This is a genomic window from Roseibium sp. MMSF_3412 (genome assembly GCF_030733265.1).
In the GTDB taxonomy this organism is placed as follows: Bacteria; Pseudomonadota; Alphaproteobacteria; order Rhizobiales; family Stappiaceae; genus Roseibium.
This window is the reverse complement of sequence record NZ_JASHJI010000017.1, coordinates 16,699-42,574: the sequence shown is the minus strand read 5'-3', so window position 1 is coordinate 42,574 and position 25,876 is coordinate 16,699. Positions and strand designations below refer to the sequence as shown.

The window sequence follows — 25,876 nt, the reverse complement described above, 5'->3', positions numbered from 1 at the left end:
AACCGCTCCTGTGGGGTTCAAAATCCAATATCGACCTCACCCAGCGGGCGGACAATTTCCTGATGCTGCGCTGGATCAACGTGAACTGACAGTCAAAATTCGGCGAATGACAGAGGCCGGCGCCATGGGCGCCGGTCTTTTTCGTTTCGACTTACACTGAAAAGAATACGGTCAAGTATTCCAGTAACCAAAAAATCTCGCATTGATCTTTCTAGATATTTCAATGAACAAAACATGCAGATTTAATATGTAAACCGAAATATTTCTGATTTTTAATGAAACAAAATTTAGTTGAAGGCGTCTGATCCCCCACCAAATCTAATAATGCAGGTTTCATTAAAATAAAGCCAGCAGGATGACATAGATTTTTGGAGAGGAGCCACCATGAATACGCATACAAGATTTACAAATACGAACTTTACCAATCTCGATGAACTACTGGATCAGAAAATCATCGAACTGGCAGCAAACGCCGTAGACGTCACCAAGAGCGGGCCGCCGGGCAATCCGGTCAATGACCCGGGCACGCAGTCTGATGCATCGGCAACTTCAGCAAACGGTCAATCCGCTTCCGGCCTGCCCTTCCTGAATTTCGACCCCTACAACCTCGACGGCAAGGACGACCTCCCCGCCGGAGAACTGTCCCAGGGATCGCAGGGCACGATCTGGTCCGGGGTCGAAACTGCTGGCGGTGCCGGCGAGCAGCAGGTGAATTTTGCGCTCGAAATGACTGATTACACGTTCCGCGCAGATGCCGGAGCGCTCGATATCATGACCCTCACGGAAGAGCGTACAACCGAGATCAAGACCATGAACGTTAATGGTCAAGAGATGGCGGTGGAGTACCAGAGCGGCCTCGCCCACGGGTTTGCAGGCAGTTTCTACGACAATCAGTTCAGGGAACTTCGTATCGAGTTGAATGCCGAGGTCGCGACGTCCATTCAAACGGAAGCCTTCGACGCGAACGGCAACCCGATCCTGACATCCCACGGTTATGAGCAGATGCTCGAAGTGGAGGGACAAGGTTTCGATTACGGGATCGAAGAGTTCTTCATGGCTTTCGAGTTCATGATCGACATTCAGAGGAACGACTTCGGATACTACGAGATGACGGTTTCCGTGATGTTCGAAGGTGAGATCACCTATTTGAACGGAGGGGAGCGTCAGTTCCTGTTTGAAGACGAAGCGATCTTCTTGTTCTCCGACCTCGATCAGATCAACTTCGACCAGTTGCCACAGGGTTTCTACGAGGAAATCGCCCGCTTTGCCAACGGCATGGGCGAAGCCTGGGATGCGTTCGGATCCGTCAACGACCAGATCGAAGCGGTTCTCCTGAAGCTGCGGGAAGAAGGCCATTATCAGGGTTGGGACGATGTGGACCAGGGTTTGAACGACCCGTTCGACTTCAACCTTCCGAACGTGGATCCCTTTTCTTGATGACGGCATCCATCGCGTCGTGAGCAGACAAACTCTTTGAAGCCGGCATATGCCTCCTCCGCCCAATCGGCCGGGGGAGGCTCCGCTGTTCGTGTCTTGATTTTGCCGCGCTCTTCAGCTCAATTGATTTGTATTGCAAATCAGTCTCTTGGAGTGCCGGGAGACAACGTTTCGGTTTCAGGAGAGCATTTGATGGTTCGTCACCCCAGCACAAGAGCGCATGTTGCCGGCAAATTCGGATCGCTGTGCAAGATGTCATTTGTTGCCGTGGCGGCTTTCGGGCTTGTCGCGTGTCAGTCGTCGCAGTTTCAAACCCCATCCGATCTCCTGTTCGCGCCGACCTTCAGCAAGACGCGGCAGAACCTGCCCTACACCCGAAACACACCTTATGACTGCCGCACCTTCACCGGATCAGGCTGGAAGGGGATTGCAAGCGGCACCGTTTATGATTTCAGTGACCGGTATCAGACCTCCCAGGCGGGCTGTTTCAAAACGCAGGATCAGTGTCTCGCCTGGCTGTCGGCGATGCGGTCCTTCATCGACGTTCCGCGCTTTATAAGGTGCAACCCCTACACGGCCTGACGCTCGTTCAGGCGGGAAGCCCGCCCTGCAACACCGGGTCAGCGGACATGAACTCCGCAACGTGATCTCGCAGGCATCTGGCGCGAACACTCAAGAGGCGCCCCGTCGGCCACACGAGATAGGCGTTGCGATCCTGACCGGTCCAGGACGGCAAGACGAAGCAAAGCCGGCCCGATGCAAGATCGGCCGACGTCTCCGTGACCGGCAACAGAGCGATGCCGTGGCCGTCCGCAACAAGCTGCCGCGCCAGGGTGATATCATCAACGGCGATGTGCGGGCTGAGATAGACTGTTTCTTCCCGGCCCGTTTCGACGTTCTTCAGGGACCAGTGCGGAAGCGATGAAACCCAGATGAGCTTGTGCCAGGACAGGTTTTCGAGGTTTTCCGGGATACCGTTCGCCGCCAGATATTCCGGCGATGCAACGAGCTTGGTCGCGACCCGCCCGACCCGTTTCTGATAAAGACCCGTTTCTGACTGCGCCCCGAACCGCAGAGCGATGTCGACCCTGTTCTCGACCAGATCCTTGTTGTCGTTGCTGAGACTTAGTGTCAGTTGGATTTCGGGGTGGGATTTCAGGAAGCTTGACCACATGGGTGCAAGAATACCGATGGATGCGTTTGTCGGTGCCGCCGCTCTGAGCGGCCCACTCAACTGGCGAAGTTCCGAGCTCAGGCTTTGCAGCGTTTTTTCAGCCTGTTGCATCACATCGGCAAGACTTGCGTAATAGGCCTCCCCTTCTGACGTCAGCGAGAATTTCCTCGCGGACCTGTGCACCAGCCGGACGCCGAGCGTGTCTTCCAATCGCTGCAAGCGGCGTGTGACATTGGCAGGTGGAAGGTTCAGCCGGTTTGCAGCAGCCGACAGGCTTCCGCACTGGGCGATGTGAATGAAGAGAGCGATGTCGTCCAGCATGATTTCTTTTTCGGAATTTCAAATACCAGAATTGAGTATAGAATATTCATTTCGAAATCAATAGACACGGGGTGCCACTTGAAAACACGGAGACACCCATGTCGAATTATTTCATCAGCGCGGGCATTGAGCTCAAGGACGGCGCATCGCTTGAAGAGGCTGAAGCCGGATTGCGGAAGCTTGCCGAACAGACGCAAGACGAACCCGGCTGCCTTATGTTCGAGATCCGGCAGAACCTGCAGGAACCGGGAAAATTCACCTTGTGGGAGTGCTGGACGGACAAGCAGGCGCTCGCTGAACATTTCGAGGCAGACCATACCCGGGCCTATCTGGCGCGTGATCTAACCGAAGTGAAGTACATCGAGGAGCTTGGCGAGATCGGCCGCTCATCCGCAAAATCCGCAGCGTGAAACCGCCATGAAGCGAAGGCTTGTCGCCACATTCTTCATGTCCCTCGGGCTGTCTTTCCTGATGTCCTGCTGGGTGACATTCATCAATCTGGGCTGGAGCGACGTCTTTCTGGCCAGATGGATGGAAGCCTTTCGCCTGGCGTGGCCGGCCGCCGCCGTCATTGCCCTGTGCCTTGGCCCTGCCGTCGAAAAGATCACCAGCACGATCGTCCGCAAACTGCCCTGACCCCCTGGAGCACGCATGACCCTATCAAGACAGAACTTTGAAGCACTCGGACTTCCGGTCGGCCCCTACACACACGCCGTCCGGCACGGTGACACCGTCTACACATCCGGTTTCACAGCCTTCGGGACAAACAAACAGATGTCCGGTGCCGGCGAGCAGACCCACGCCATTCTTGAGCAACTGGCCTACATCGCAACACAATATGACAGGACGCTCGTGGATCTGATCAAGGTGACAGTGTTCATCACCGACGCCGCCGACATTCCTGCAGTCCGTGATGCACTTGAAGCCGGATACGGGGCTGCAGTTCCGGCCAGCTCGCTCGTCATGGTGACCGGCCTTTTCGCGCCCGAACTGCGTGTTGAGATCGAGGCTGTTTTCGGGCTTTGAAGTTGAAAGCCCCGCGGTGGACTGGATTGCAGTCCACCGCGGCATCAAACCGAGATCTTGTAACCTAGAGAGATTTCCGGAAAAAAACCGTCTCGCGGATCGGTGTCTCATAATAGGCCGGGACCTCTTCAAAGCCCGCCGCTCTGTAAAGCTTGATTGCCCCGGTCATGGTGGGCAGCGTATCGAGCAGCATCTCCGAATAACCGGCATCGACGGCGGCTTCGATCACACGCCCGACCAGTGCGGCACCGACCCGTTTTCCCCGGCCCTCCGGCAAGACATAGAGCCGCTTCATTTCACATCTGCCATCCTCGTCGAAGGCCCTCAGCCCGACGCAGCCAAGGATCGTTCCATCCTGTGTCTTGGCAACAAAAAGCGCGCCTCGTGGCGGTGCGTACTTCCCGGGCATACCGGCAAGTTCTTCTTCAAAACCCTGATAGGAAAGATCGATGTTGAGCCAATCCACATAGGCCCGGAACAGTGTTTTGACCGCTTCCAGTTCGTCGGTGGTTTCGACCGGAGCAACGAGAATATGAGTGTCTGGTTCCATCCGATTTCGTTAGTCCGATGGACCCAGCCTGTCAATTTGCATTTGGTTCGACGACGGGAATGGCTTTCAGATAAGCGGCGATTGCGTCCCGGTCACCTGACGGAAGGCGCGCCATGTTCTCCTGAACCTTGACCATCTCACCGCCGACGGAGTCGTATTCCGCCGTGAATCCGCTTTCCAGGTAATAGGCAATATCGGCAGCACTCCAGCTGCCGAACTTGCCGTCCACCGGCGTGATGTCCGGAATACGGCCGTCGCCTGTTGGCGCCGGAGCGCCTCCAAGCCATTCAGACAACACCAGCCCACCGGCAAAGTCGCGCGGTGTATGGCACTCGCCGCAATGCCCGGGGCCCTCCACGAGATACCGTCCCCGTTCCCACAAGGCCTGATCCACATCGCCTTTTGAAACGGGTGCGGCAATCACGGGTGAAGGATCAAGGAACAGGCGTTTCCACAGGCCAAGACCCCGGCGGATGTTGAACGGGAACCCTAGCTCGTGTGAAGCCGCCTCCCCCTCGACCGCAGGAAGCGTTTTCATGAACGCATAAAGGTCGCCGACATCCGTATCCGACATCCGGGCATAGGAGGTATAGGGAAAGGCCGGATAGTAGTTTCGTCCGTCAGGCGACGTGCCGTGGGTCATGGCATTTGCGAAATCGGCGAGCGACCACGCCCCGATACCGTCCGCCTCGCTTGACGAGATGTTCGGCGAGACGAAGACCCCAAAAGGTGTCTCAAGCCTCAGCCCGCCACCCAGCTTGAGCAGATCGTCGCCCTTCGCGTCCGGCGCTGCATGGCAGGAGGCACAGCCGCCGGCCCAGAAGACAAGCTCTCCGCTCACCGGGTCACCCGATTTGAGCGCATTTGTCTCCTGTTCGCTCATCCGGGTCGGCGCGGACATGACCCATGCAGCCCCGGCTGCAAGCACAGCCAGGACGAACAGGACGACAATTCCCTTTTTCATGGGTCTCTCCGAGGCCGATCACACCGGCAGTGTCGGAAGGTGCCGGTCAGTTTTTCTTACGGTACGTCTCGTGGCACGATTTGCAAGTACCGAAGATGGGCCCCATGGCCGCCTTGAAGGCATCGAGATCAGCGGGTCCGTCCTTGCCGGAGGCTTCCATTGCCTTGCCGGTGGCAGCAGAGAACTTTGCAAGTTCAGCAGCAAAACCATCCGCGTTGTCCCAGATTGCCGGAAGCGCCCCGGTGTCCCCCTGGTCGGAGCCCGCCGGGAAGAAACTCCCGAAGGAGACGGCAGCTGCGTTCATGGCCGCGATTGCGGCCTTGCCGGCAACAGGCGAGTACTCCACCTGACCCTTCATCATGCCGCCGCCAAGACCGGCAGCCGCACCAACCGAGGACATGATATCCTGCCGCGTTGTTATCGGATCATCTGCCGCGTGAACCGAACCTGCAATTCCCAAACCGGCCATCATCGCAACGGCCGCAACTTTCCCAACAACGCGCATGATCATCTCCCTCTCGATCAGACACTGGCATCCGGTGTGCCCGTCACGAGTACAGCCCATGAAGGGGCCATGCATAAAGTCACGCTCCCGTGATGACACCGGAAAAGTGTAACAAAGTGTGGTCCAAACTGACAAAAACAAAAACCCCGGCCCTTGCGGACCGGGGTTTCTCAAAGCGCTGATGGCGGGAATTACTTCGTCGCTTCAAAGAGTTCCAGAACGTAGTCCCAGTTGACCATGTTGTCGACAAAGGCTTCCAGGTACTTCGGACGCGCGTTGCGGTAGTCGATGTAATAGGAATGCTCCCACACGTCACAACCGAGGATCGGCGTTGCACCGTGAACAAGCGGATTCTCGCCGTTCGGTGTTTTCATGATCTCCAGCTTGCCGTCCTTGACCGCAAGCCAGGCCCATCCGGAACCGAACTGGCCGATGCCCGCAGCGATGAAATCGGCGCGGAATTTGTCATACCCGCCGAGGTCGCTGTCGATCGCAGCCGCAAGTGCACCTGGAAGCGACGTACCGCCGCCGTCCTTCTTCATCCACTTCCAGAAATGGATGTGGTTGTAGTGCTGGCCGGCATTGTTGAACAGCGGCGCGTTGCTGCCGTAGCTGCCCTTCACGATGTCTTCCAGAGACTTGCCTTCAAGGCCGCTGCCGGCGAGCAATTCATTGCCCTTGGTGACATAGGCCTGATGATGTTTGTCGTGGTGAAACTCGAGCGTTTCAGCGGACATGTAAGGTGCCAGTGCATCGTAAGCATATGGCAGGTCAGGCAATTCGAAAGACATGACAAACTCCTCAGATAAGTCGGGGAACGGTTGAACGGACGCTTGGTCCGCGTGACCGTCTCGAGCCGCAAAATAGGATTCTGATCACGGTCCGGCAAGCTCGGAAGTCGAAAATAAAGTAATTTTTTCTTTTTTTTTCGCCGCGATTTTGTCCCTGGCTATTGGTGCGCCGAACTATGCGTTCACAAAAGCCTGTTGGTTGGACTGGTTCGGAAGGATTGTCCCGGCCCGCAATGCAAAGCCCGGACATCAATCTGCGCGTTTGTGTCAGGGTGCTGAACGCTGTAGCATCGCCACAGTCACTTCACCTTTGAACGCGCTGCGCGCCCTTCCCCGACCACTTTGATGTCCACCGCAGAAGACAGACCGTCGAAAGACGAACGTTCCCACCTGTTGCTTGCTCTTGGAGGATTGCTCTCGCTGGCAGCAGCCATGGGTATCGGCCGCTTCGTCTACACGCCTATTCTCCCCTACATGACGGACGGGCTGAACCTGCCTGCAAGCGAGGCGGGTCTGATCGCGTCCGCAAACTTCCTCGGCTACCTGGCTGGCGCACTTGCTGGTGCGGCGAGATCCCTGCCCGGCAAGCCCCAGCACTGGTTCATTGGCGGACTTGCCGCAAGCGCTGTCACAAGCATTGCAATGGCGCTGACCACTGATCTCGCGGCGTTCCTGTTCATCAGGTTCTTGAGTGGAATGGCAAGTGCGTTCGTGCTCGTGTTTTCCACCACGCTCATCCTTGAACGGCTGAATGCAGCCGGCCGTGCCGACCTCTCCGCGCTTCACTTTGCCGGCGTCGGCTGCGGCATCGCCCTTTCCGCAATTCTCATTGCCGGACTGGCTTACCTGGCGCCGGACTGGCGTCTCCTTTGGATCGCAAGCGGGATCGCAACACTTTTGTTTCTGGCAGCCGTGGTCCGCCTTGTGCCCGCACCGTCGGAACAGCCGAACGCCATCACGGCCGACAAACGGGTGCAGAGCGCCTCAAAGCCATTGATGACCGGAGGCCTGATCCGGTTGGTCGGCGCATATGGGCTTTTCGGCTTCGGATACGTGATCACCGCAACATTCGTCTCGGTGATCGCCCGCTCGGAACCGGCGCTTCAATCCAGCGAGAAACTGGTCTGGCTCGTTGTCGGTCTGAGCGCGGCGCCATCCATCTATGTCTGGAACAAGGTCGCCGCCCGAACAGGTGCGCGAATGGCGTTTGCCCTTGCCTGTGTTTTGGAATCAGCCGGCGTTGCGCTGACCGTTATCAGCCAGCAGCCGTTCGTTTTCCTGTTCGGAGCCATGCTGCTTGGCGGAACCTTCATGGGCATAACCGCCCTCGGACTGATGGAGGGACGCAGACAGGCACAGGCACATGGACAAACCGCAGTCCGCCGCATGCTCGCGATTCTCACGGCAAGCTTCGGTGCCGGTCAGGTTGCCGGACCGTGGATTGCAGGCCAGCTCCATGCAATGACCGGTTCCTTCAACGCAGCCTCGCTGGCTGCAGCCGCGGCCCTGCTGATCGCCGCCGCCCTGGTTTTCCGGGAATAGCCACAGGGTACGGGCTCATAAATGAGACAGTAAGGGTATGCGACATGGCGAATTCCCGCCAGGAAGGGTGTGCGGAGCGGGCCTCCTTCCCGGTCAGGCACGCTGGCGCCACGGGGTGAAGCCGTTTTCATGTCCTTCGGATTTGACCGGCTTGCGCCTTCCCCGCGCTGCGAAAGGCTTGAAAATGCGGTGCATTTCCTGCGCTTCCGCGCCTTGATTAGAAGCAAGCCGCCTCATTTATGAGTCCGTACCCTATGGCTTACTGATGCGAAAAGTCCCAGTAAAGCTCACGAGCCCGTGCACCGATCGGTCCGGGCTGCAGGTCGCGTGTCTCAATCCGCTTGACCGGCGTCACCTTGCTGTAGTTGCCGGTTGAAAAGATTTCGTCCGCATCGAGAAACTCATCGTAGTGCATCGTGCGCTCGAAGACATCGTGACCGTCTGCGCGGAGCAGCTGGATGATGCGTTGCCGGGTTATGCCGTTCAGGAACGTGCCGTTGGGCGCAGGCGTATGAACCTTGCCGTCCTTGGCCATGAAGATATTGGCCGATGTCAGTTCTGCGACATTCCCGACCATGTCGCGCACGACCGCGTTGTCGAACCCCCGCGACTTGGCCTCCAGCATCGCCCTGGCATTGTTCGGATAAAGGCAGCCTGCCTTGGCGTCGACGGGCATGCACTCCATCGTGGGCCGGCGATAGGGGGACAGGGTAATGCTCATCGCCGCATCGCTGGGTGCCATGGGAGCATCGAAAAGGCACAGGCAGAAGCGCGTGCTGTCCGGATCTCCGGTAATCACACCGGGCCCGTCGCCCTCCACCCAGTACATCGGCTTGACGTAGATGTGCTGGCTGCTGTCGAACTTGGCGCAGCCCTCGCTGGTCAGTTCGATCATCTCGCCGACCTGCATGGTCGGTTTCATGCCAAGGGCAACGGCGGAATCGTTCACGCGTTTGCAGTGCAGGTCGATATCCGGCATCACGCCTTCGAAGAACCGCGCTCCGTCAAAGACGCTGGACCCGAGCCAGGAGGCATGCGTACGCGGACCCATGATCGGTGGATTGCCTTCGTGCCAGGTTCCATCAATCCAGGTCCAGGTATCACTAATTCCGCTCATGGCTCTTCCCTTGTTTCGTATTGGACCGAAGGTCTTGGTGCACGACACAACACCGGTCGCCTGCCAAGGTCAATAGCCTACCCGAATGAACGGGAACGTTGCTTTCTTTCTTTCTGATTGATGCCATTTTCTGGATCAGACCCTTCAGATTTGCCGTGAAAGATGGAAAAAAATTCCGTTTGCCTTTCCGCAAAATCATGATCGAAAAGCGGACTATCTGTCCGGGTCGGGATGCAGATACGCATGGCTTGCGACAAGGCTATTGACTCAATCCCGGAATTTGTTCTCTATATGTTCTTTTCAAAAGTGGGGATCTTTCAATGGAACAGCGTATTTCAATGACAACGCTCGCGGTACCGGACGTTGCCGCGGCCCGCGCATTTTTCGAAGACGGCCTGGGCTGGCAGGTCAACGCCGCGCCCTCGCCTGATGTTGTCTTCTTCCAGATCATCGGAGGAGTATTCGCCCTCTACAGCCGCGATGCGCTGGCAAAGGAGATCGGGCAGGACGTCACCCGTGAGACGACGGGTGCGATCACGCTTGCCTGGAATGCACGGTCGGAAAAGGAAGTCGACGAAGAATTCAGAAAGGCCGTCAAGGCCGGTGCAGCACCTGTTAAACAGCCGGAGAAAGCCTTTTGGGGCGGCTATTCCTCCTATGTTGAGCTGCCGGGCGGTCACCTGCTGGAAATCGCCTACAACCCTTTCTGGAAAATCGAAGACGATGGTGCAATCACCCTGCCGCCACCGCAATAGCCAGGCGGGATTGAACTTATGTCGCACAAACATACGCTTGACGCATCGGCTGCTGCGAGGTTTTCTTCCGCGTCTTGAATTCCCTGAAAAGGAACCCTTCCAATGGCGCACGCCGCTTTCGTATTCGATGCATACGGTACCTTGTTTGACGTCCATGCAGCAGTGCGCAAACATGCGGAAAAGCTGGGTCCAGACGCGCAGAGGCTGTCTTCTGTGTGGCGCGAAAAACAGCTGGAGTATTCCTGGGTTCGCGCGCTCATGGGACAGTACAGGGACTTCTGGGAGCTGACGCAACAGGGTCTCGACACTGCGTTTGCACTCGTGCCGACGGCGGACAAGTCCTTGCGCAGCGATTTGCTGAACGCCTATTGGGAACTTGATTGCTATCCCGAAGTACCGGAAGTTCTGACCAATCTGCGCGCGACCGGTGCCAAGGTCGCGATCCTGTCGAACGGATCGCCCGCCATGCTGGAAGCCGCAGCGAAAGCCGCCGGCCTGACGGAACTCTTCGACGAGATATTCTCGGTCGACGACCTCAGGACCTTCAAGACGGATCCTGCCGTCTACGAGATGGTGACGACCCATTTCCGGATTTATCCCGAAGAAGTTTCGTTCCAGTCCTCGAACCGGTGGGACATCGCCGGCGCGACCGCGTTCGGCTTCAGAACCGTCTGGATGAATCGGACCGGCATGCCCGACGAATACCCGGATCTCGCCCCCAAGGCGGTTCTCGCCGACCTGACCGGCCTCGCCGCCTTGGGATAGCATTTATAGACGCTCAGAAAGAACGGGACAGTCCCAGCATCAGCCGCTGATTGCCCGACTGCCGTCTGACGCTTGTCCCATCGAAGCGCGATGTTTCATTGATGAGGCCTGTAAGGGAATAATCGGCCCTGACGCGCCACTTGTCCTTGAGGGCGACCTCCACGCCCGCGCCGATAACGGGGCCGACCTGGACGGACGATTGCCGGTCGCTGCCGACCTTGAGGCCGTGTTCACCCACCGCAAGCCCGGCGCTCAGGTAAGGAAGGAAATTGCCGATCGGTACCCCGGCACGCGCCTTTGCCGATACCGACCACTTGGCATCTGCCGAAACCGTTCCAAGGGTCGGATGCGTGCCCTTTTCGGTCCCTCCGATATATGTCGCAGCGCCTTCCACTCCGAGCACGATACGGGAAACCTGCCAGTTGTGTCCCGCGAACAGGCCAAAGGCAGCGTCAACCCGCGACAGTTCCTCGGTTCGGTCGTTCGCCTTGACTTCTGTCAGCGTGTTCGAGACCCCGCCCTCCAGCCCGAGATACGGTCCGGACCAAAGGTTTTTCGCGGGTTTGGCCGTGACGAAAAGTGGCGCGCCACCGGTTTCAAGGTCCGCAGCGCGTGCACCTGTCACGAGCACCGCGCTCACGGCACACAGCAACAGCGGCTTCCAGAGCCACCGCAGGAAAAATCGGCCTCCGGGCTGACCGGTCGGGGAAAACGCACAAGCGCTCTCGAATTCGTTCGATGAAGAAAATCCGCAATCGGTACAGGAACTTGGCATTCGTATACTCACTTCAGGGCTTGGGGGAAAGTCAACTGCGACTCATATAATTATTATCGTAAAACGATAATTTTAAAAATGCATTCAATAATTTTTTTGTCAATAGCAATATTTAGAATTGCCAAACGGAGCTAATTGTCTTAGACACGCTGCCGGGTTGGCAGTTGGAGTTTGCAATGACCGAGCTGGAACAGGTTGAACGCGCAAAGCGCTTGTTGCGCATTCGTCGGCTGTCAACGACGATGAAATGGTTCGTCACCGTGATCCTGATACTTGTCGCGGTATTTGGCGTTCTTCTGATTGCCCTGCTTATGCTGCCCGTTGCGCTCGAAGCGGCGGCGGAATCGCTGGAGCTGACGGATCTAGAACGCCCGCTCGGGGAAATTCCGTTCGGCCAGCGTCTGGGCATGGGCGTGGTCATAGGCTGTGCCTTCTGCCTGCTCATGGGAATTTGCTGGAACATCCGGCAACTGTTCGACCAGTTCCGCAAGGCCGCGTTTTTCGCGCCTGAAACCCTGTCGCGCATGATCAAGATCGGCAGCTGGCTGCTGGCATACGGTGTCTTCGACATCCTCAGCGATCCGATCCTGTCGGCACTGCTGACCTGGGACTTTCCCGAGGGCGAGGGAGAGATCGAAGTGGCGCTCGACGGAGGGGAAGCCTTTTTCCTCATATTTGGCGCGCTGATGCTCGTCTTCGGCTGGATCATGCGCGAGGCGGCTACTATTGATGAAGAAAACCGCCAGTTCGTTTGAAAGGCTCCAACGCTTGGCAAAGTGGTCCTGAAATGCCGATCATCATTGAACTCGATGTCATGCTCGCCCGCCGCAAGATGCGGTCAAAGGAGCTGGCCGAGCGGATCGGCATTACCGAACAGAATGTGTCCTTGCTGAAGTCCGGCAAGGTCAAGGGTGTCCGGTTCGACACCCTCGAGAAGATCTGTGAAGCCCTCGACTGTCAGCCGGGTGATATTCTGGTTTTTGAAAAAGACGAGGAGTGAACTGCAGCTCTTCGCGGTTTCGGCCGCCTTGCTGCACTCCTCCCTGCGCCCGCCTTATTCGGCGGCTTGCGCCGGACCGTATCCGAGTTGTTCGTTGAGCTTGCCGATCAGCCCGACCGCCGCTTCCGCGATAACCGTTCCGGGAGGGAAAATCGCCGAGGCACCGGACCGGTAGAGCGCGTCATAGTCCTGGGGCGGAACAACACCGCCGACAACGATCATGATGTCTTCCCGTCCCTCTTCGGCGAGCGCCGCCTTGAGTGCCGGCACGAGCGTGAGATGGCCCGCCGCCAGTGACGACACACCGACGACATGAACATCGTTTTCAACCGCTTGACGGGCGGCTTCCTCCGGTGTCTGGAACAAGGGTCCGATATCGACATCAAAGCCAAGATCGGCGAAGGCGGATGCAATCACTTTCTGACCGCGGTCGTGACCGTCCTGCCCCATCTTGGCAACAAGAATTCGCGGACGGCGGCCATCGTTCTCCTCGAATACCTCGACCAGCTTCTGGATCTTTTCCATGGTTCCGGACATGGCTCCCGCCTCACGTTTGTAGACCCCGGCAATCGACTTGATTTCAGCCTTGTGCCTGTCGAACACCTTTTCCATCGCCAGAGAAATCTCGCCGACGGTTGCCTTGGCCCTTGCCGCCTTGACGGAAAGGTCCAGAAGGTTGCCTTCACCGGTGCGCGCGCATGACGTCAGCGCATCCAGCGCAGCCTGCGTTTCCGCCTCGTTGCGTTCCGCGCGCAGCCGCTTCAGCTTGTCGATCTGGGCAGCGCGCACCTGCGCGTTGTCAACCTTGAGGACATCGATCGCTTCCTCGCTGTCCGGCTTGTACTTGTTCACGCCGACAACCGTTTGCGTGCCGCTGTCAATTCTGGCCTGCGTCTTGGCAGCCGCCTCCTCGATCCGGAGTTTGGGAATGCCCTTTTCGATCGCCTTGGCCATACCGCCGAGTTCTTCCACCTCGCGAATATGGGACATCGCCTTTTCGGCGAGATCGGCGGTCAGTTTCTCAACATAATAGGAGCCGCCCCACGGGTCGATCACCTGGGTCGTGCCGCTTTCCTGCTGCAGGAACAATTGTGTGTTGCGGGCAATGCGCGCGGAGAAATCCGTCGGCAGGGCAAGCGCCTCATCAAGCGCATTGGTGTGAAGCGACTGGGTATGCCCCTGCGTCGCGGCCATTGCCTCCACGCAGGTCCGGATGACGTTGTTGAAGACATCCTGGGCCGTCAGCGACCAACCGGATGTCTGGGAATGTGTGCGCAGAGAAAGAGACTTCGCGTTCTTGGGCTGGAAATTCTCCTGCATGAGCGTTGCCCAGATCAGGCGCGCCGCCCTCAACTTGGCCACTTCCATGAAGAAATTCATGCCGATGGCCCAGAAGAAGGACAGGCGCGGCGCAAACTGGTCGATATCCATGCCGGCAGCCACCCCGGCACGCGCGTACTCGATCCCGTCGGCGATCGTATAGGCCAGTTCCAGGTCGGCCGTCGCACCGGCTTCCTGCATGTGATAGCCGGAAATCGAGATGGAGTTGAACCGCGGCATGTTCTGCGAGGTGAATTTGAAGATGTCGGATATGATCCGCATCGAATGCTGCGGCGGGTAGATATAGGTGTTCCGGACCATGAACTCCTTCAGAATGTCATTCTGGATGGTTCCGGAGAGATCCTTCTGGGCAACGCCCTGCTCTTCCGCCGCCACTATGTAAAGCGCAAGAACCGGCAGCACGGCACCGTTCATGGTCATGGAGACGCTCATCTGGTCGAGCGGTATGCCCGAAAAGAGCGTGCGCATATCGTAGATCGAATCGATGGCGACACCGGCCATGCCGACATCGCCGGACACGCGCGGATGATCGCTGTCATAGCCACGGTGCGTGGCCAGATCGAATGCAACGGACAGCCCTTTCTGGCCGGCAGCCAGATTGCGCCGGTAGAACGCATTCGAATCCTCGGCCGTCGAGAACCCGGCATATTGCCGAACGGTCCAGGGACGCTGCACATACATGGTCGGATAAGGTCCGCGCAGAAATGGCGGCAGCCCGGGCCAGGTCTCCAGATGCGTGAGGTCTTCCAGGTCCTTTGCGCCGAAGACACTCTGAACGGCAATGTCCTCCGGCGTCTGCCAGACCTGCGACGCGCCGCTCTCGGCTTCGCTCAGGCAATTGCGGAACGGCTTTTGCGAAAAATCAGGGATCCTGCTCATGAAAGGACCTCGCCGTCTGTTTGATCGAGGCCCTGTGCCTCGGCCAGTCTGTTATGGGCATCCCCAAGCAAGGCGAGAAGATCGCCACCGGCAAAGAGGAAGCTGTCGACACCTGCGTCCTTCAGGGCTGCTTCACGCTCGCCGGGCCGCCCCGCAAGATAGAGGTGGCTGACACCGGCCTTTGTCAATGCGCCTGCGGCCTCAATCGCCATTGTCTCGTAGACGCCGTCCGATGATACCAGACATGCCAGCTTTGCGCCGCTGTTTGTGTAGGCGGCAACAAGATCGTCGATGGAAGACACCTCACCGGCTTCGACCGTTTCAAATCCGCCCGCGGCAAAGGCATTGGAACTCCAGGTCGCGCGAGCGGAGAACTGAGCGAGTGAACCGAGTGTTGCCAGGAAAACGGACGGCCGTTTCCCGGTCATTTCCTCAAACCGGACTGCCGTATCGCGAAGCGCCTCATAGGGCGCGGCCAGGCGGCCACCGCTCAACCCGGGTGCTTCTGCCGGTGCCGAACCGCACAGGCCGGGAGCGCTTTTGCCTTCCAGCAGCGCCTCTTTCAGCGCACCGGACCAACGCCCCTTTCCGGTCTCCGGCAACGCGTTCATGTCAATGCGATCGCCCTGAAGCGGTTCCGCGTCACCGAACCTGAGAACAGACACAGGTTTTTCCGCAAGGTTGGGAAACTCGCTGACACCGGTCACGGGCCGCTTTCTGCGCGCAACCTCTTTCGACCTGTCAGCGCACGCCTTGGCGATGCGCGTCTGGACCAGTCCCTGGTCCAGCGCTTCGGCCAGACCGCCCTTTGCCTCTATTTCCTGAAAGAATCCCCACGCGGCTTCGCACAGGCGTTCGGTCCTGTCTTCGATTGCACCGGCGCCTGCGGCAGGATCCAGGACCTTTGCCAGGCTGCTTTCCTCCAGAAGAATGGCCTGTGTATTGCGGGCAAGCCTGCGGGCGGCCGCATCGGGAAGCCCGACAGCCTGGGTGTGCGGCAGAACACAGACACTGTCCGCTCCGCCGATCCCGGCAGCAAAGGCCGCCACCGTGTTGCGCAGGAGATTGACCCATGGATCGTTGCGCGTCAGCATCCGGTAAGAGCTGCACATGTGCAGGGCGGCGGATGTTAGCGGAAGGTCTGCCCCATCAAGCACGCTGGACCACAACGCCCTGATCGCACGAGCCTTGGCGATCGTTCCGAACTGGTCCGCCTCGGCCGCCAGTGTCAGCGAGATAAACTCCGCCCAGTTTTCAGCAGCCAGACCGGTTTCGCTCAGGGCCCTCAACTGCGCCGTCGCGGACGCCAGAACCAGTCCGAGTTCCTGCGCTTGAGTTGCCCCGGCATTGTGCCAGGCCGCGCCGTCCGCGCTCATGGTCCTGAATGTGCCGCCCGACGCTTCGGAGTCGGTAATCATGGCAGAAAGGTCAGCCGACTGGCTCAGAGTCGCTTCCAGGACGCCCGCCGCGGTCTTTCTGCTTGCCGCCCAGGCAAAGGGATCGTGTCCGGACGAAATGTCGATACCGGCGGGATCGGATCCCTGCCTGTCAAGATGTGCAAGCAGAAGCGCAATCGCCTGTGGCGTACCCGCCCCCGCATTCAGGCGAACGCTGACGAGATCGAGCAGAACATTCTGAAGAAGGGTCTGCAGCCTGCTCAGGTCCGCTGCCGCGATCCCCGCTTCATCTGGTGTCCCCGCAGAAGAAAAGACAAGATCCAGACCATCGGCACCGCCTCCCAGATCCTCAAGCATCTGGGTGTTTGCCGCAGCCGGATCCGGAATATCGATGCGCTGCATGATGGTCCAGCTGTCCCTGCTCGCGCGCAGGTCACGGGCCGGACTGTCGGTGCGGCGCGCGTAGATCGGTGCGATCTGGAGACCGTCCTCGGTTGCGCCGAAAAGCTTTTCCCGGGGAACGCCCTTCAGAGCCTTGTCAACCGATTCCCACCAGCTTTGCTCACTGGTGGCGTTGAAGTTTTCGGGTCCGGTAAAACTGAGCGGCATTGCTTTGGTCTCCCTTGGGCAACGTTTTAGTCTCCACCCGGGAAGCTTGGCAACTCAGCACAAAGGGTAAGCCCGCAGTTCAAATGACAGAAAAACGCTGAAACTTTCTTCTGAAAGACCCGGACATGCGCGACTATGGCCGAATTATGATGAGCGTTTCAAAAAACGCCGCAAGAAGCACTTAGAACCTCCCGCAAGGTCAATAATATAGGCAATTGCGCATACATTAGGCGCAAATTTCCGACTAAATGCCAAATTTCTGGCGTATTAAGTCAAATCTCCGAATTTTCCCTATTGGTACGATCATCAATTGTATTGTAGCGTAAACACGCTGACGCATGGGAATTAATACCGCCTTACAAAAAGCGCAGCGCTGGGTACCGTTTCTTTCAAACGATCGGACGAGACCTGACTTTAACCCATCTACGGTCTGAACCGGCATAGTCCGGAACGGCCGGAAAGCAGCGGTGTGTTAGGCCGCGAAGGATGTGCACAATGCTTGATCAAGCTGAATTGAAGAGCAAACTGAGGGCAATCTCGGAAGCAAACGCCGCTCACCACGTTCTTGATATTCTGGAATCCAATCTCCGGCGCATGGGCGCCACCAACATTCTCATCACCGGCCTGCCGATGCCGAACCGGCCGATCGACAACCTCGTGCAACGGTTCCGCTGGCCCGACCAGCGCAACGACGGCATCGAGAGTACGTCCCTGTCGGCAAATGACAGCGCCCTGATGCTTGGCCTCGGTTCGAACCGTGCGCGCGTCTGGACGATTACCGCCGGCGACATGGAGCATTCCGACCTGCTGGCGTCAGCCGGTGAAGGCAGCCAGATCGTGATCGTGCCTGTAACGGAACTCTACCCCTTCCAGGCCTTCGTTTTCGCCAGTGGACCCTCATTGCAGGTCAACAAGTATGACCTTGCGAACCTCGAAGCCATCTCGGCAGCCGCCTTTTCCCGCCTGCGGGAACTCGGCGTCGTCTCCGGACAGCGCCCGGGTGCCCTTTCGAGCCGTGAACGCAGGGTTCTGGAACTGACCGCTTATGGCAAGACCGCAGGCGAGATCGCGGACGTTCTGGACATTTCGCAAAGAACGGTTCACGCACACCTGCAGAACGCCAGCGTCAAGTTGAACGCCTCCAACAAGACACACACTGTTGTTGAGGCTTTGCGCTACGGACAGATCAGCGTCTGAACGTCTTCCCCGTCGCGATCGCGGCGTGATTGCAGCACATCCGGCTGATGCACAAAAAAAGGCGCGCCATGGGCGCGCCTTTTGATTTCCTGATCAGGTGATTTAGACCCTGCTCAGTAGGTCATCATCTGTGGAAGTTCCTTTGCCTGGTCAACCCACTTCGTGACCTGACTTTCGCTCGGCACCTGGCGGACGAGGCTCTTCTCGTCGTTCACTTCCTTCATCTTGGCGGCAAGGTTGGCGGCGTTGCGATGCTTCAGTTCCTTCACCGTGTCGACACCCGCTGCTTCGAGCAACTCGGAATACTCCTCGCCGACACCGCTGATGCGCATCAGATCGGCCATGTTGGCCCATTTCAGAATACGCTTGCCTTCAATGCCGGTTTCTTCCTCGAGCGCCTTGCGCCCTTTCGGGTCCTTCGCGCGTTCAAGGTAAGCTTCAGTCGTCTTGATCCCCGCTTCACCCAGTTTCGCAGCGTAAGTCGGGCCAATGCCCTCGATTTCGTCTATCGAATAAGACATGCGCAATGAACTCCCTTTAAGACCACGGCCGAACCTTGGGGCAGCTAGACGACTTGGTTCAACCCCGGAATTTGTGAAATTACTTCATCCACAACGTCGTCCCCTGCTTTTTCCTTAGCATAGGAAACCAGTTCTTTGACAACACTTTGAACGCCGCCCATGTCCAGGCCTGCGCTGTTCAGTTCGCTCAACGCTCCCATGGCTCCCATGCTGCCGCCCATCATGCTGCCGAGGCCACCAAGAAGACCGCCTCCGGACCCGGCACTTTCCCGCGCACTGACAAGGTCAGCCGCCCCAGGAAGGGCATCAAAAATAAGCTGCATCTTGTCTTCCGGCCCTTCCTTGTTGAGAAAGCTCAGGATAATTCCGACTGCGTTTGTGGCCAGTTCCTGATCAATACCGGCCGCCGCCATGATTCGGTTGATGAGTTCTTCCATAAAAGTCTCCGGGAAAAGAATTCTGGTGCGGGCTTCGAGTTCACGCGCCCGATTCGCCGACTATCTAAACGCTTTGGCGACAGCCCGTCGACCTAAACACGAATGACAGGCGCGCTTTTTCGACAGGGCTTTGTTAGGTTCGACTAACGCCAGCGAGATTCGGGGGTCATCGTGACGGGAACTGACAGCATTTTCATTGGAGCGAGCACGAAGGAAGAAACGCTCGCACTGAAGCTCGCCAACCGCCACGGACTGATCGCCGGGGCAACAGGTACCGGCAAGACCGTCTCACTTCAGATCCTCGCGGAAGGATTTTCGAAAGCCGGGGTTCCGGTCTTCTGTGCCGACATCAAGGGGGACCTGTCCGGCCTTGCCGCCGAGGGGGTTACAAAGGACTTCCTTGAAAAACGGGCCAGCGATGTCGGCATTGCCGATACCTACGAATATCAGGCCTTTCCGACCGTGTTCTGGGATCTGCTCGGCAAACAGGGTCACCCGATCCGAACCACCGTGTCTGAGATTGGCCCCTTGCTGCTCGCGCGCCTTCTGGAATTGAACGACACGCAGGAAGGTGTCCTGAACGTGCTGTTCGAGTTGGCCGATGACGAGGGCCTGTTGCTGCTCGATCTCAAGGACCTCAGGGCAATGCTCGCCCATGTTGCCGAACGCGCATCGGAACTCTCCACGCTTTACGGCAATGTATCCAAGGCTTCCATCGGCGCGATCCAGCGCAGGCTTCTGGTGCTTGAGCGCCAGGGCGGCGAGAACTTCTTCGGTGAGCCCGCCCTCGACATTCGCGATTTCATCAGAACCGCGCCCGACGGCCGCGGCATCGTCAATATCCTCGCCGCGGACAAGCTGATGACGTCACCCCGTCTCTACGCCGTTTTTCTCCTTTGGCTTCTGTCGGAACTCTTTGAGGAGTTGCCCGAGATTGGCGATCCCAAGAAACCCAAACTGGTGTTTTTCTTCGACGAGGCACACCTTCTGTTCAGCGGCGCGCCCAAGGCGCTGGTCGAAAAGGTTGAACAGGTTGTCCGGCTGATCCGCTCCAAGGGTGTCGGTGTCTATTTCGTGACTCAGAACCCGCTCGACATTCCGGAAACGGTGCTGGCGCAGCTCGGCAACCGCATCCAGCACGCCCTGCGCGCCTTCACCCCGCGCGACCAGAAAGCCGTCCGCGCAGCCGCGGAAACCTTCCGGCCCAACCCGGACCTGAACACCGAACGGGTCATTACCGAACTCGGCGTTGGCGAAGCCCTCGTCTCGACGCTTGAAGGCAAGGGTATTCCCTCCGTGGTCCAGAGAACGCTGATCAGGCCTCCCTGCTCGCGCCTCGGCCCGCTCAAGCAGGCGGAGCGCCGGGCACTGATCCAGTCGAGCGCCGTCTTCGGACTTTATGAACGCGCCAAGGACCGCAAATCGGCTTACGAGATCCTGATGAACAGGGCAGAGGAAGAACACCGCGAGGAACAGCGCAGCCGCGACCGGGAGGAAAGACACGCCCGCAAACACGGCGAGCCCCGGCGCTCGCGTTCCGGGTTCCAGTTACCCGATTTCGGACGTGATGACCGCCCGAGAAAGGAAAGCATCAAGAGGCGGTCGAAGCGCCGAAGCCAGCGCGACAGCGTGCTGGAAGCGGGTCTGAAGTCGGCGGCCAGGAGTCTCGGCACGTCCCTTGGCCGCGCGCTCGTCCGCGGACTTATGGGATCGCTCAAACGCGGAAACTGATCATCCATGGACGAAAGCCGGGAGATAGAGCGCCGCGCATTGGCCGTTGGAAAATGGTCCAATCTCTTCATGGCGGTTGCCGGTGTTCTCACAGCCTGGCTGTCACGGTCCGACGCCATGCTGGTGGACGGTCTTTATTCCGCCGTCAATTTCATTTCCGCGATTGCAGCTGCGCGCATAGGTGCGCGTGTCGGCTTGCCGCCAACCCGAAGCCGGCCCTGGGGGCATGACTTCGACGAGGTTCTCTACGTCACTTTTCGCAGCCTCATCCTGATCGGCATTCTTGTGTTCGCCGCCATCGTATCCGGCACCAAGATCTGGACGTTCTTCACGGGCGGCGAGGTCCCGGAACTGGTCTTCGGACCGATCGTCATCTATTCGGTCACGATCGTTCTGATCTGCCTTGCCCTTGCGTTCAACTACCATCGTGCATACCGGAAATCGGGGAAACGCAGCGCGCTGCTGAAGACGGAGACGCGTGCGGCCCTGATAGATGGCGCGCTGAGCGTCGGCGCAGGTGCCGCCCTGCTCTCCCTTCCCTTCCTGGAAGACACGCCGCTCGGCCCCTATGTGCCCATCGGCGACGCGGTCATCGTGATGATCCTGATCCTCGCCATTATCTGGCAACCACTGGGGTCTTTCCGCGCCACGCTTGCCGATCTCGCGGGTGTCAGCGCTCCGGGCAGCACCCACGCAAAGGTCTTGCGGGCCGCGCGTGACCTGTGCCGAGACAGGGGATACACGCTTCACAGGGCAGCTGTCCTGCAGGCGGGCCGCATGCATTACGCAGCTGTCTATCTGGACCCGCAAAAGGCCGTCACTGCGCAGGAGATCGACGGCTTTCAAAGTGACCTGTCCGCGCGCGTGGAAAAATCGCTCGGACCCACACGCGTGGAGATCATCGTGACGGCCAGGGGCGGTTTGCCACCTTCTCCCCCGCTCCTTCCACAGAAGGCATGAATCCATTTGCGCTTCCGGCAAGCTTGTGGCCTGTTAGGGGCTCCTGACAGGCATGTTTTGCCGGCCATTCCAATCAGTCCCAATTTCGAGGATCCGTCATGAGTTCCATCGACAAGGTCTTGTCGCGCATCGAAACCAACTTCGACGCCAGCCTCGGCCGCCTTTTCGAACTTCTCAAGATCAAGAGCATTTCCACCGACCCCGCGTTTGCCGGCCCCTGCAAGGATGCGGCCACCTGGCTCGCAAGGGAACTGAACGCTATCGGTATTGAGGCGTCGGTGCGGGAAACCAGCGGCCATCCCATGGTGGTCGGACATCGCAAGTCGGGGAAACCCGGCCCGCATGTCTTGTTTTACGGTCACTATGACGTTCAGCCGGTCGATCCACTGGAGCTGTGGGAAAACGATCCCTTTGAACCAAGCATCAAGACCCGGACAGACGGCAGCAAGGTCATCATGGCGCGCGGCGCATCGGACGACAAAGGCCAGTTGATGACCTTCGTGGAGGCTGCCCGTGCCTACATTGAGGAAACGGGCGACCTGCCTGTCGATGTGACCATTCTTTTCGAAGGTGAGGAAGAATCCGGTTCGCCATCGCTGCAACCGTTTCTGGAGGCACACAAGGACGAGCTTTCCTGCGACATGGCGCTGGTCTGCGACACCGGTATGTGGGATGCCGAAACACCGGCCATCGGTGTGATGCTGCGCGGCATGGTCGGCGACGAGATTGTCGTGAAGGCTGCAAGCCGCGACCTTCATTCCGGCCTTTATGGCGGCTCCGCCCAGAACCCGAACCATATTGTTGCCGGCATCATCGCCGGTCTGCACGACGAAAACGGCAAGGTCACGCTGCCCGGATTTTATGACGGCGTCCTCGAACTGCCTGAAGACGTGAGCACCATGTGGGACAATCTCGGATTTTCCGTTGAGGATTTTCTGGGGGATGTCGGATTGAAGTACCCGCGCGGGGAAAAGGACCGCAAGCCCCTTGAACATCTCTGGTCCCGGCCGACTGTCGAGGTAAACGGCATGTGGGGCGGATACCAGGGCGCCGGGTCGAAAACCGTGATCCCTGCCGAGGCGCATGCCAAATTCACCTTCCGGCTGGTTGGCGATCAGGACCCGGACCAGATTCAGCAAGCCTTCCGGGCCTATGTCCGCTCGAAGGTTCCCGCCGACTGTTCCGTCGAATTCACTTCCAAGGACGGCAGCCCCGCCCTGCGCCTGGATCTGCATATGCCTGCACTCGAGAAGGGCGAAATTGCGCTGAAGAAGGAATGGGGCAAGGAAGCCGCTCTCGTTGGAATGGGCGGTTCCATCCCGATCGTCGGCGATTTCAAGCGGTTTCTCGGCATGGACACGTTGCTGATCGGCTACGGCCTCGAAGACGATCAGATCCATTCGCCGAACGAGAAATACAATCTCACCAGCTTTCACAAGGGAACCCGCTCCTGGGCCCGCGTCCTGGACGAATTGTCGAAAAGCTGAAGAGGATTCTTATCTGCGGTTCTACAGAACCTGGTGAAAGGGCGGACAGGTAACAATGAAATCCATTTGTGTCTTTTGCGGATCGAGTTTCGGCACACGCACCGCTTATGCCGAAACCGCACTGGAAACCGGCCGTCTGATCGCCGAACAAGGATACCGCCTGGTGTATGGCGGGGCCAAGGTTGGCCTTATGGGCACGGTTGCCGATGGCGCACTCAAGGCCGGCGGTGAAGTCATCGGAGTCCTGCCCCGCGCGCTTGAAGAAAAGGAACTCGCACACGAGGGCCTCAACGAACTGCATCTCGTCAGCTCAATGCACGAGCGCAAGGCCCTGATGGCGGACCTCTCGGATGCCTTCATCGCCCTGCCGGGCGGCGCTGGCACGCTGGAGGAAATCTTCGAGGTCTGGACCTGGGGACAGTTGGGGTACCACCGCAAACCCTGCGGGTTCCTGAATGTTGAGGGTTACTACGATCAGCTGATCGCCTTTCTGGATCACCAGACGCGGGAAGCCTTCACGAAACAGGCAATGAGAGAAATGGTTCAGATTGCCGACACGCCGCAGGCGCTCATTGACCAGTTTAAAGACTATGAGGCACCCGACACGCCGAAATGGATCAACAGGGACGAAACCTGACTTCCCGCACCCGGTGACCGCTTTCATCCCGAACTTTCCACAGGCTCTGTCTCTGCAATTGCAAAAATATCCTGAGTTGCTAAACCCTTGTCAGAAATGCGCGGAAGGTGCAGCACCAATAACAACTTACGTGTTTGGACTATGGGCATCAAAACTCGGACCGTCTTTGCAATACTGACCGCTCTTGCCGCAGGTGCCTGTTCGCCGACGGGCGACTATGACGGTACCTCCGGCCGGCTCGTTCAGACATCAAACGTCACGCTGGTTCAGATCACCGAAGACCAGGTCGGCGGCATAACGCCGGAAACCAGATACGGTTCCAAATCCATCGAAAGCGCTTTGCCGGGATTCACGACCGAGGGCGTCCAGACCGCGGTGGAAAACAAGACCGAATGGGCCCTTGCAGCGTTCAACACCGACGGTTTTCAGGTCCTTCAGGTGTTCAAGGGATCGCAGGGCAAGGTCGGTTCGGTTCATGGCGTGACCCACCATCTGCAGGGACCGAACGGAGAGAGGATCGGCATGACCTTCTCCGACATCGGCACCGCCCGATCGGACTGCCGGGCAGGCAAGAACCTGTGGCGTGGCATGGCCATATGCGAATCAACCGGCCACCCGAATGTCCAGCTCGTCTACGCCATTCCCGGATATCAGGGACCGTTCGACCGGCTGCCGCCCTCGAAGGAACTCTTCGACGCCGAGCTTCAGCGAATTCTGTGGACGCCGAAGAGCTAAGCTCTTCCAAAAGCGCTCGTTTGTCGGCATGCGGTCCGTCAGGCGGGCTTATTGAGGCAGTCCCCCCTGCCCGAGCGCCAAATCTCCGCACAAAAATTCTATTTGTGTTTCGCACTGTGAGATCGTCTGATCGCGGAAGAAGATCAAAGATCCAGGTGCGCGGCATTGCTCAAGACGGCTCTCTTCAGCATTCTCACGTTTTGCATTCTCCCGGTGCTGACATTGACGGTCGGCGCATCTTCCGCTTCGGGGCTTGCAACGAAAGTCCTTTTTGTCGGCAACAGCCTGACACTTCGCAACAACCTGCCCGGCATGCTCAAGGAAATAGCTGCAACAAAGGGAATCCCGGTCGAAACAAGCACCTCCGCGAAGGGCAGCGCAAGGCTTGCGCATCACTCCGGCGACGCCGGTCTCTTGCAGCTTATGGATGAGACGGCCTGGGACTTCGTGATCCTGCAGGAACACACACAGCTTCCGGCACTCGACGACACCGATGTCGAAAGGGATTCGTTTCCCTTCGCCGCCGAACTCGCAGCCCGTGCCCGCAAGGTGTCAGCCGAAACGCAGGTCGTCTTCTACATGGGCATGGCCCACAGGGAGGGCGATCAGTTCCACAAGAAGAAACTCCCTGCGGTCGGCAGCTACAAGGGCATGCAGGACCGAACCAACGCCACCTATCGCAAGATGGCAAAACACAACGATGCCTTGCTGGCGCCTGTGGGAGAGGTCTGGGCAAGAATGCGCGCAGACCATCCGGACATTGAGCTTTATGTCGATGAGAGGCATCCGAGTGTGGCGGGAACGTATCTGGCCGCCTGCGTTTTCTTCACGACGCTCTTTGCGCAGAGCTGCGATACGTCTTTTGTCCCCGGACAATTGGAGAGAGCGGTTGCCGAAACAATTCAACGGGTCTCGGATGCCGCCTTGCTGCCGTGAACCCACCTGGTGATACGACGCTGCCATTCCCCCAAAAGGGACCGTGACCTTTGCCTTGTCGTGGTCTAGGGTCAGGACCCATGAATTTGGTTGAATTGGCGCAGCAAACGGCGATGAGTTGCAAGGAAAGGCGCGACAAGCGGGCTCCTGCCCGGTCGAGCGGTTTGACGCAGCGGATCGAAGCCGTTTTTGCGTCCTGGAGGGATAGAGTGAATTTGCCCGGCAACGTCGTTGCGAACCTTTGGAAACCGGACGGTTTCCTGCAGCTTTGCGCCTCGTATCCGAAC

Annotated in this window: 28 protein-coding genes; 17 read left to right on the top strand and 11 right to left on the bottom strand. The window is 58.4% G+C overall.

Features of this window, described 5'->3' with window-relative positions:
* The first annotated feature begins 384 nt into the window (after positions 1–384).
* Both RBB49_RS23100 and RBB49_RS23095 read left to right on the top strand, forming a co-directional pair.
* Positions 385–1,437 (top strand): hypothetical protein, encoded by a 1,053-nt coding sequence (locus RBB49_RS23100; protein WP_306145266.1) that lies wholly within the window; start codon positions 385–387, stop codon positions 1,435–1,437.
* Positions 1,438–1,629: 192 nt separating this feature from the next.
* Positions 1,630–2,019 carry a hypothetical protein gene (locus RBB49_RS23095; protein ID WP_306145265.1) on the top strand — a complete coding sequence of 130 codons (390 nt, stop codon included), beginning with the start codon at positions 1,630–1,632 and terminating at the stop codon, positions 2,017–2,019.
* A 7-nt stretch (positions 2,020–2,026) separates the two neighbouring features.
* On the opposite strand, the gene RBB49_RS23090 is transcribed toward RBB49_RS23095, so the two are convergent.
* Positions 2,027–2,932, bottom strand: a complete 906-nt coding sequence (locus RBB49_RS23090) for a LysR family transcriptional regulator (RefSeq protein WP_306145264.1) — start codon at positions 2,930–2,932, stop codon at positions 2,027–2,029.
* A 98-nt stretch (positions 2,933–3,030) separates the two neighbouring features.
* On the opposite strand from RBB49_RS23090, the gene RBB49_RS23085 reads away from it, so the two are divergent.
* From RBB49_RS23085 to RBB49_RS23075, 3 genes are read left to right on the top strand one after another with little or no spacing between them, the layout of a single operon-like run.
* Complete coding sequence (locus RBB49_RS23085; protein ID WP_306145263.1) at positions 3,031–3,342, top strand: putative quinol monooxygenase; 312 nt, start codon at positions 3,031–3,033, stop codon at positions 3,340–3,342.
* Between the two features lie 7 nt (positions 3,343–3,349).
* The gene (locus RBB49_RS23080) at positions 3,350–3,568 is read left to right on the top strand and encodes a DUF2798 domain-containing protein (protein ID WP_306145262.1); all 219 of its coding nucleotides are present in this window, start codon (positions 3,350–3,352) and stop codon (positions 3,566–3,568) included.
* Positions 3,569–3,583: 15 nt separating this feature from the next.
* Positions 3,584–3,958: a RidA family protein gene (locus RBB49_RS23075; RefSeq protein WP_306145261.1), complete on the top strand. Its 375-nt coding sequence runs from the start codon at positions 3,584–3,586 to the stop codon at positions 3,956–3,958.
* Between the two features lie 64 nt (positions 3,959–4,022).
* Here the strand turns inward: RBB49_RS23075 and RBB49_RS23070 are convergent, their stop codons facing one another.
* From RBB49_RS23070 to RBB49_RS23055, 4 genes are all read right to left on the bottom strand, one after another.
* A complete protein-coding gene (locus tag RBB49_RS23070) occupies positions 4,023–4,508 on the bottom strand; it encodes a GNAT family N-acetyltransferase (protein WP_306145260.1) in 486 nt (161 codons plus the stop codon).
* Positions 4,509–4,539: 31 nt separating this feature from the next.
* Positions 4,540–5,472 (bottom strand): cytochrome c, encoded by a 933-nt coding sequence (locus RBB49_RS23065; protein ID WP_306145259.1) that lies wholly within the window; start codon positions 5,470–5,472, stop codon positions 4,540–4,542.
* Between the two features lie 46 nt (positions 5,473–5,518).
* Positions 5,519–5,977: a cytochrome c gene (locus RBB49_RS23060; protein WP_306145258.1), complete on the bottom strand. Its 459-nt coding sequence runs from the start codon at positions 5,975–5,977 to the stop codon at positions 5,519–5,521.
* Positions 5,978–6,168: 191 nt separating this feature from the next.
* Positions 6,169–6,768, bottom strand: a complete 600-nt coding sequence (locus RBB49_RS23055; protein WP_306145257.1) for a superoxide dismutase — start codon at positions 6,766–6,768, stop codon at positions 6,169–6,171.
* A 345-nt stretch (positions 6,769–7,113) separates the two neighbouring features.
* Between RBB49_RS23055 and RBB49_RS23050 the strand changes: the two genes are divergently transcribed.
* Positions 7,114–8,310 carry a YbfB/YjiJ family MFS transporter gene (locus RBB49_RS23050; protein WP_306145256.1) on the top strand — a complete coding sequence of 399 codons (1,197 nt, stop codon included), beginning with the start codon at positions 7,114–7,116 and terminating at the stop codon, positions 8,308–8,310.
* Positions 8,311–8,569: 259 nt separating this feature from the next.
* Here the strand turns inward: RBB49_RS23050 and RBB49_RS23045 are convergent, their stop codons facing one another.
* On the bottom strand, positions 8,570–9,427 hold the full coding sequence (locus RBB49_RS23045; protein ID WP_306145255.1) for a branched-chain amino acid aminotransferase: 858 nt from the start codon (positions 9,425–9,427) through the stop codon (positions 8,570–8,572).
* A 320-nt stretch (positions 9,428–9,747) separates the two neighbouring features.
* Here RBB49_RS23045 and RBB49_RS23040 point away from each other — a divergent pair, with 320 nt between their 5' ends.
* Positions 9,748–10,182 carry a VOC family protein gene (locus RBB49_RS23040; protein ID WP_306145254.1) on the top strand — a complete coding sequence of 145 codons (435 nt, stop codon included), beginning with the start codon at positions 9,748–9,750 and terminating at the stop codon, positions 10,180–10,182.
* Between the two features lie 102 nt (positions 10,183–10,284).
* Complete coding sequence (locus RBB49_RS23035; protein WP_306145253.1) at positions 10,285–10,947, top strand: haloacid dehalogenase type II; 663 nt, start codon at positions 10,285–10,287, stop codon at positions 10,945–10,947.
* Positions 10,948–10,960: 13 nt separating this feature from the next.
* On the opposite strand, the gene RBB49_RS23030 is transcribed toward RBB49_RS23035, so the two are convergent.
* On the bottom strand, positions 10,961–11,599 hold the full coding sequence (locus RBB49_RS23030; protein WP_306145252.1) for an outer membrane protein: 639 nt from the start codon (positions 11,597–11,599) through the stop codon (positions 10,961–10,963).
* Positions 11,600–11,898: 299 nt separating this feature from the next.
* On the opposite strand from RBB49_RS23030, the gene RBB49_RS23025 reads away from it, so the two are divergent.
* Positions 11,899–12,477: a DUF2975 domain-containing protein gene (locus RBB49_RS23025; RefSeq protein WP_306145251.1), complete on the top strand. Its 579-nt coding sequence runs from the start codon at positions 11,899–11,901 to the stop codon at positions 12,475–12,477.
* Positions 12,478–12,509: 32 nt separating this feature from the next.
* Entirely contained in the window at positions 12,510–12,722 is a 213-nt protein-coding gene (locus RBB49_RS23020; RefSeq protein WP_306145250.1) for a helix-turn-helix transcriptional regulator, read from the top strand.
* 54 nt (positions 12,723–12,776) lie between these two features.
* On the opposite strand, the gene scpA is transcribed toward RBB49_RS23020, so the two are convergent.
* Together scpA and RBB49_RS23010 are read right to left on the bottom strand one after the other, a co-directional pair.
* Complete coding sequence (gene scpA / locus RBB49_RS23015) at positions 12,777–14,942, bottom strand: methylmalonyl-CoA mutase (RefSeq protein ID WP_306145249.1); 2,166 nt, start codon at positions 14,940–14,942, stop codon at positions 12,777–12,779.
* Positions 14,939–16,948, bottom strand: a complete 2,010-nt coding sequence (locus tag RBB49_RS23010; RefSeq protein WP_306145248.1) for a methylmalonyl-CoA mutase family protein — start codon at positions 16,946–16,948, stop codon at positions 14,939–14,941. Before RBB49_RS23010 ends, scpA begins: the two co-directional genes overlap by 4 nt.
* A gap of 495 nt (positions 16,949–17,443) precedes the next feature.
* On the opposite strand from RBB49_RS23010, the gene RBB49_RS23005 reads away from it, so the two are divergent.
* Entirely contained in the window at positions 17,444–18,145 is a 702-nt protein-coding gene (locus tag RBB49_RS23005; protein WP_306145247.1) for a helix-turn-helix transcriptional regulator, read from the top strand.
* Between the two features lie 113 nt (positions 18,146–18,258).
* Here RBB49_RS23005 and RBB49_RS23000 read toward each other — a convergent pair whose 3' ends face one another.
* Both RBB49_RS23000 and RBB49_RS22995 read right to left on the bottom strand, forming a co-directional pair.
* Positions 18,259–18,666 carry a DUF4332 domain-containing protein gene (locus tag RBB49_RS23000; protein ID WP_306145246.1) on the bottom strand — a complete coding sequence of 136 codons (408 nt, stop codon included), beginning with the start codon at positions 18,664–18,666 and terminating at the stop codon, positions 18,259–18,261.
* A gap of 44 nt (positions 18,667–18,710) precedes the next feature.
* Positions 18,711–19,103, bottom strand: coding sequence for a DUF2780 domain-containing protein (locus RBB49_RS22995; RefSeq protein ID WP_306145245.1), 393 nt, complete (start codon positions 19,101–19,103; stop codon positions 18,711–18,713).
* 171 nt (positions 19,104–19,274) lie between these two features.
* Here RBB49_RS22995 and RBB49_RS22990 point away from each other — a divergent pair, with 171 nt between their 5' ends.
* The 6 genes from RBB49_RS22990 (at position 19,275) to RBB49_RS22965 (ending at position 25,589) form a co-directional block, all read left to right on the top strand.
* Positions 19,275–20,834, top strand: a complete 1,560-nt coding sequence (locus RBB49_RS22990; protein ID WP_306145244.1) for a helicase HerA-like domain-containing protein — start codon at positions 19,275–19,277, stop codon at positions 20,832–20,834.
* A 6-nt stretch (positions 20,835–20,840) separates the two neighbouring features.
* Positions 20,841–21,794, top strand: a complete 954-nt coding sequence (locus RBB49_RS22985; RefSeq protein WP_306145243.1) for a cation transporter — start codon at positions 20,841–20,843, stop codon at positions 21,792–21,794.
* Between the two features lie 98 nt (positions 21,795–21,892).
* Entirely contained in the window at positions 21,893–23,281 is a 1,389-nt protein-coding gene (locus tag RBB49_RS22980) for a dipeptidase (protein ID WP_306145242.1), read from the top strand.
* 55 nt (positions 23,282–23,336) lie between these two features.
* Positions 23,337–23,918, top strand: coding sequence for a TIGR00730 family Rossman fold protein (locus RBB49_RS22975; protein WP_306145241.1), 582 nt, complete (start codon positions 23,337–23,339; stop codon positions 23,916–23,918).
* A 141-nt stretch (positions 23,919–24,059) separates the two neighbouring features.
* Positions 24,060–24,653, top strand: coding sequence for a DUF1131 family protein (locus tag RBB49_RS22970; protein ID WP_306145240.1), 594 nt, complete (start codon positions 24,060–24,062; stop codon positions 24,651–24,653).
* Positions 24,654–24,818: 165 nt separating this feature from the next.
* The gene (locus RBB49_RS22965; protein WP_306145239.1) at positions 24,819–25,589 is read left to right on the top strand and encodes a DUF4886 domain-containing protein; all 771 of its coding nucleotides are present in this window, start codon (positions 24,819–24,821) and stop codon (positions 25,587–25,589) included.
* Positions 25,590–25,876: the final 287 nt, after the last annotated feature.

Coding starts and splice junctions, on each gene's coding strand:
- RBB49_RS23100 (WP_306145266.1), top strand. CDS start 385: ATGAATACGCATACAAGATTTACAAATACGAACTTTACCAATCTCGAT.
- RBB49_RS23095 (WP_306145265.1), top strand. CDS start 1,630: ATGGTTCGTCACCCCAGCACAAGAGCGCATGTTGCCGGCAAATTCGGA.
- RBB49_RS23090 (WP_306145264.1), bottom strand. CDS start 2,932: ATGCTGGACGACATCGCTCTCTTCATTCACATCGCCCAGTGCGGAAGC.
- RBB49_RS23085 (WP_306145263.1), top strand. CDS start 3,031: ATGTCGAATTATTTCATCAGCGCGGGCATTGAGCTCAAGGACGGCGCA.
- RBB49_RS23080 (WP_306145262.1), top strand. CDS start 3,350: ATGAAGCGAAGGCTTGTCGCCACATTCTTCATGTCCCTCGGGCTGTCT.
- RBB49_RS23075 (WP_306145261.1), top strand. CDS start 3,584: ATGACCCTATCAAGACAGAACTTTGAAGCACTCGGACTTCCGGTCGGC.
- RBB49_RS23070 (WP_306145260.1), bottom strand. CDS start 4,508: ATGGAACCAGACACTCATATTCTCGTTGCTCCGGTCGAAACCACCGAC.
- RBB49_RS23065 (WP_306145259.1), bottom strand. CDS start 5,472: ATGAAAAAGGGAATTGTCGTCCTGTTCGTCCTGGCTGTGCTTGCAGCC.
- RBB49_RS23060 (WP_306145258.1), bottom strand. CDS start 5,977: ATGCGCGTTGTTGGGAAAGTTGCGGCCGTTGCGATGATGGCCGGTTTG.
- RBB49_RS23055 (WP_306145257.1), bottom strand. CDS start 6,768: ATGTCTTTCGAATTGCCTGACCTGCCATATGCTTACGATGCACTGGCA.
- RBB49_RS23050 (WP_306145256.1), top strand. CDS start 7,114: ATGTCCACCGCAGAAGACAGACCGTCGAAAGACGAACGTTCCCACCTG.
- RBB49_RS23045 (WP_306145255.1), bottom strand. CDS start 9,427: ATGAGCGGAATTAGTGATACCTGGACCTGGATTGATGGAACCTGGCAC.
- RBB49_RS23040 (WP_306145254.1), top strand. CDS start 9,748: ATGGAACAGCGTATTTCAATGACAACGCTCGCGGTACCGGACGTTGCC.
- RBB49_RS23035 (WP_306145253.1), top strand. CDS start 10,285: ATGGCGCACGCCGCTTTCGTATTCGATGCATACGGTACCTTGTTTGAC.
- RBB49_RS23025 (WP_306145251.1), top strand. CDS start 11,899: ATGACCGAGCTGGAACAGGTTGAACGCGCAAAGCGCTTGTTGCGCATT.
- RBB49_RS23020 (WP_306145250.1), top strand. CDS start 12,510: ATGCCGATCATCATTGAACTCGATGTCATGCTCGCCCGCCGCAAGATG.
- scpA (WP_306145249.1), bottom strand. CDS start 14,942: ATGAGCAGGATCCCTGATTTTTCGCAAAAGCCGTTCCGCAATTGCCTG.
- RBB49_RS23010 (WP_306145248.1), bottom strand. CDS start 16,948: ATGCCGCTCAGTTTTACCGGACCCGAAAACTTCAACGCCACCAGTGAG.
- RBB49_RS23005 (WP_306145247.1), top strand. CDS start 17,444: ATGCTTGATCAAGCTGAATTGAAGAGCAAACTGAGGGCAATCTCGGAA.
- RBB49_RS23000 (WP_306145246.1), bottom strand. CDS start 18,666: ATGTCTTATTCGATAGACGAAATCGAGGGCATTGGCCCGACTTACGCT.
- RBB49_RS22995 (WP_306145245.1), bottom strand. CDS start 19,103: ATGGAAGAACTCATCAACCGAATCATGGCGGCGGCCGGTATTGATCAG.
- RBB49_RS22985 (WP_306145243.1), top strand. CDS start 20,841: ATGGACGAAAGCCGGGAGATAGAGCGCCGCGCATTGGCCGTTGGAAAA.
- RBB49_RS22980 (WP_306145242.1), top strand. CDS start 21,893: ATGAGTTCCATCGACAAGGTCTTGTCGCGCATCGAAACCAACTTCGAC.
- RBB49_RS22975 (WP_306145241.1), top strand. CDS start 23,337: ATGAAATCCATTTGTGTCTTTTGCGGATCGAGTTTCGGCACACGCACC.
- RBB49_RS22970 (WP_306145240.1), top strand. CDS start 24,060: ATGGGCATCAAAACTCGGACCGTCTTTGCAATACTGACCGCTCTTGCC.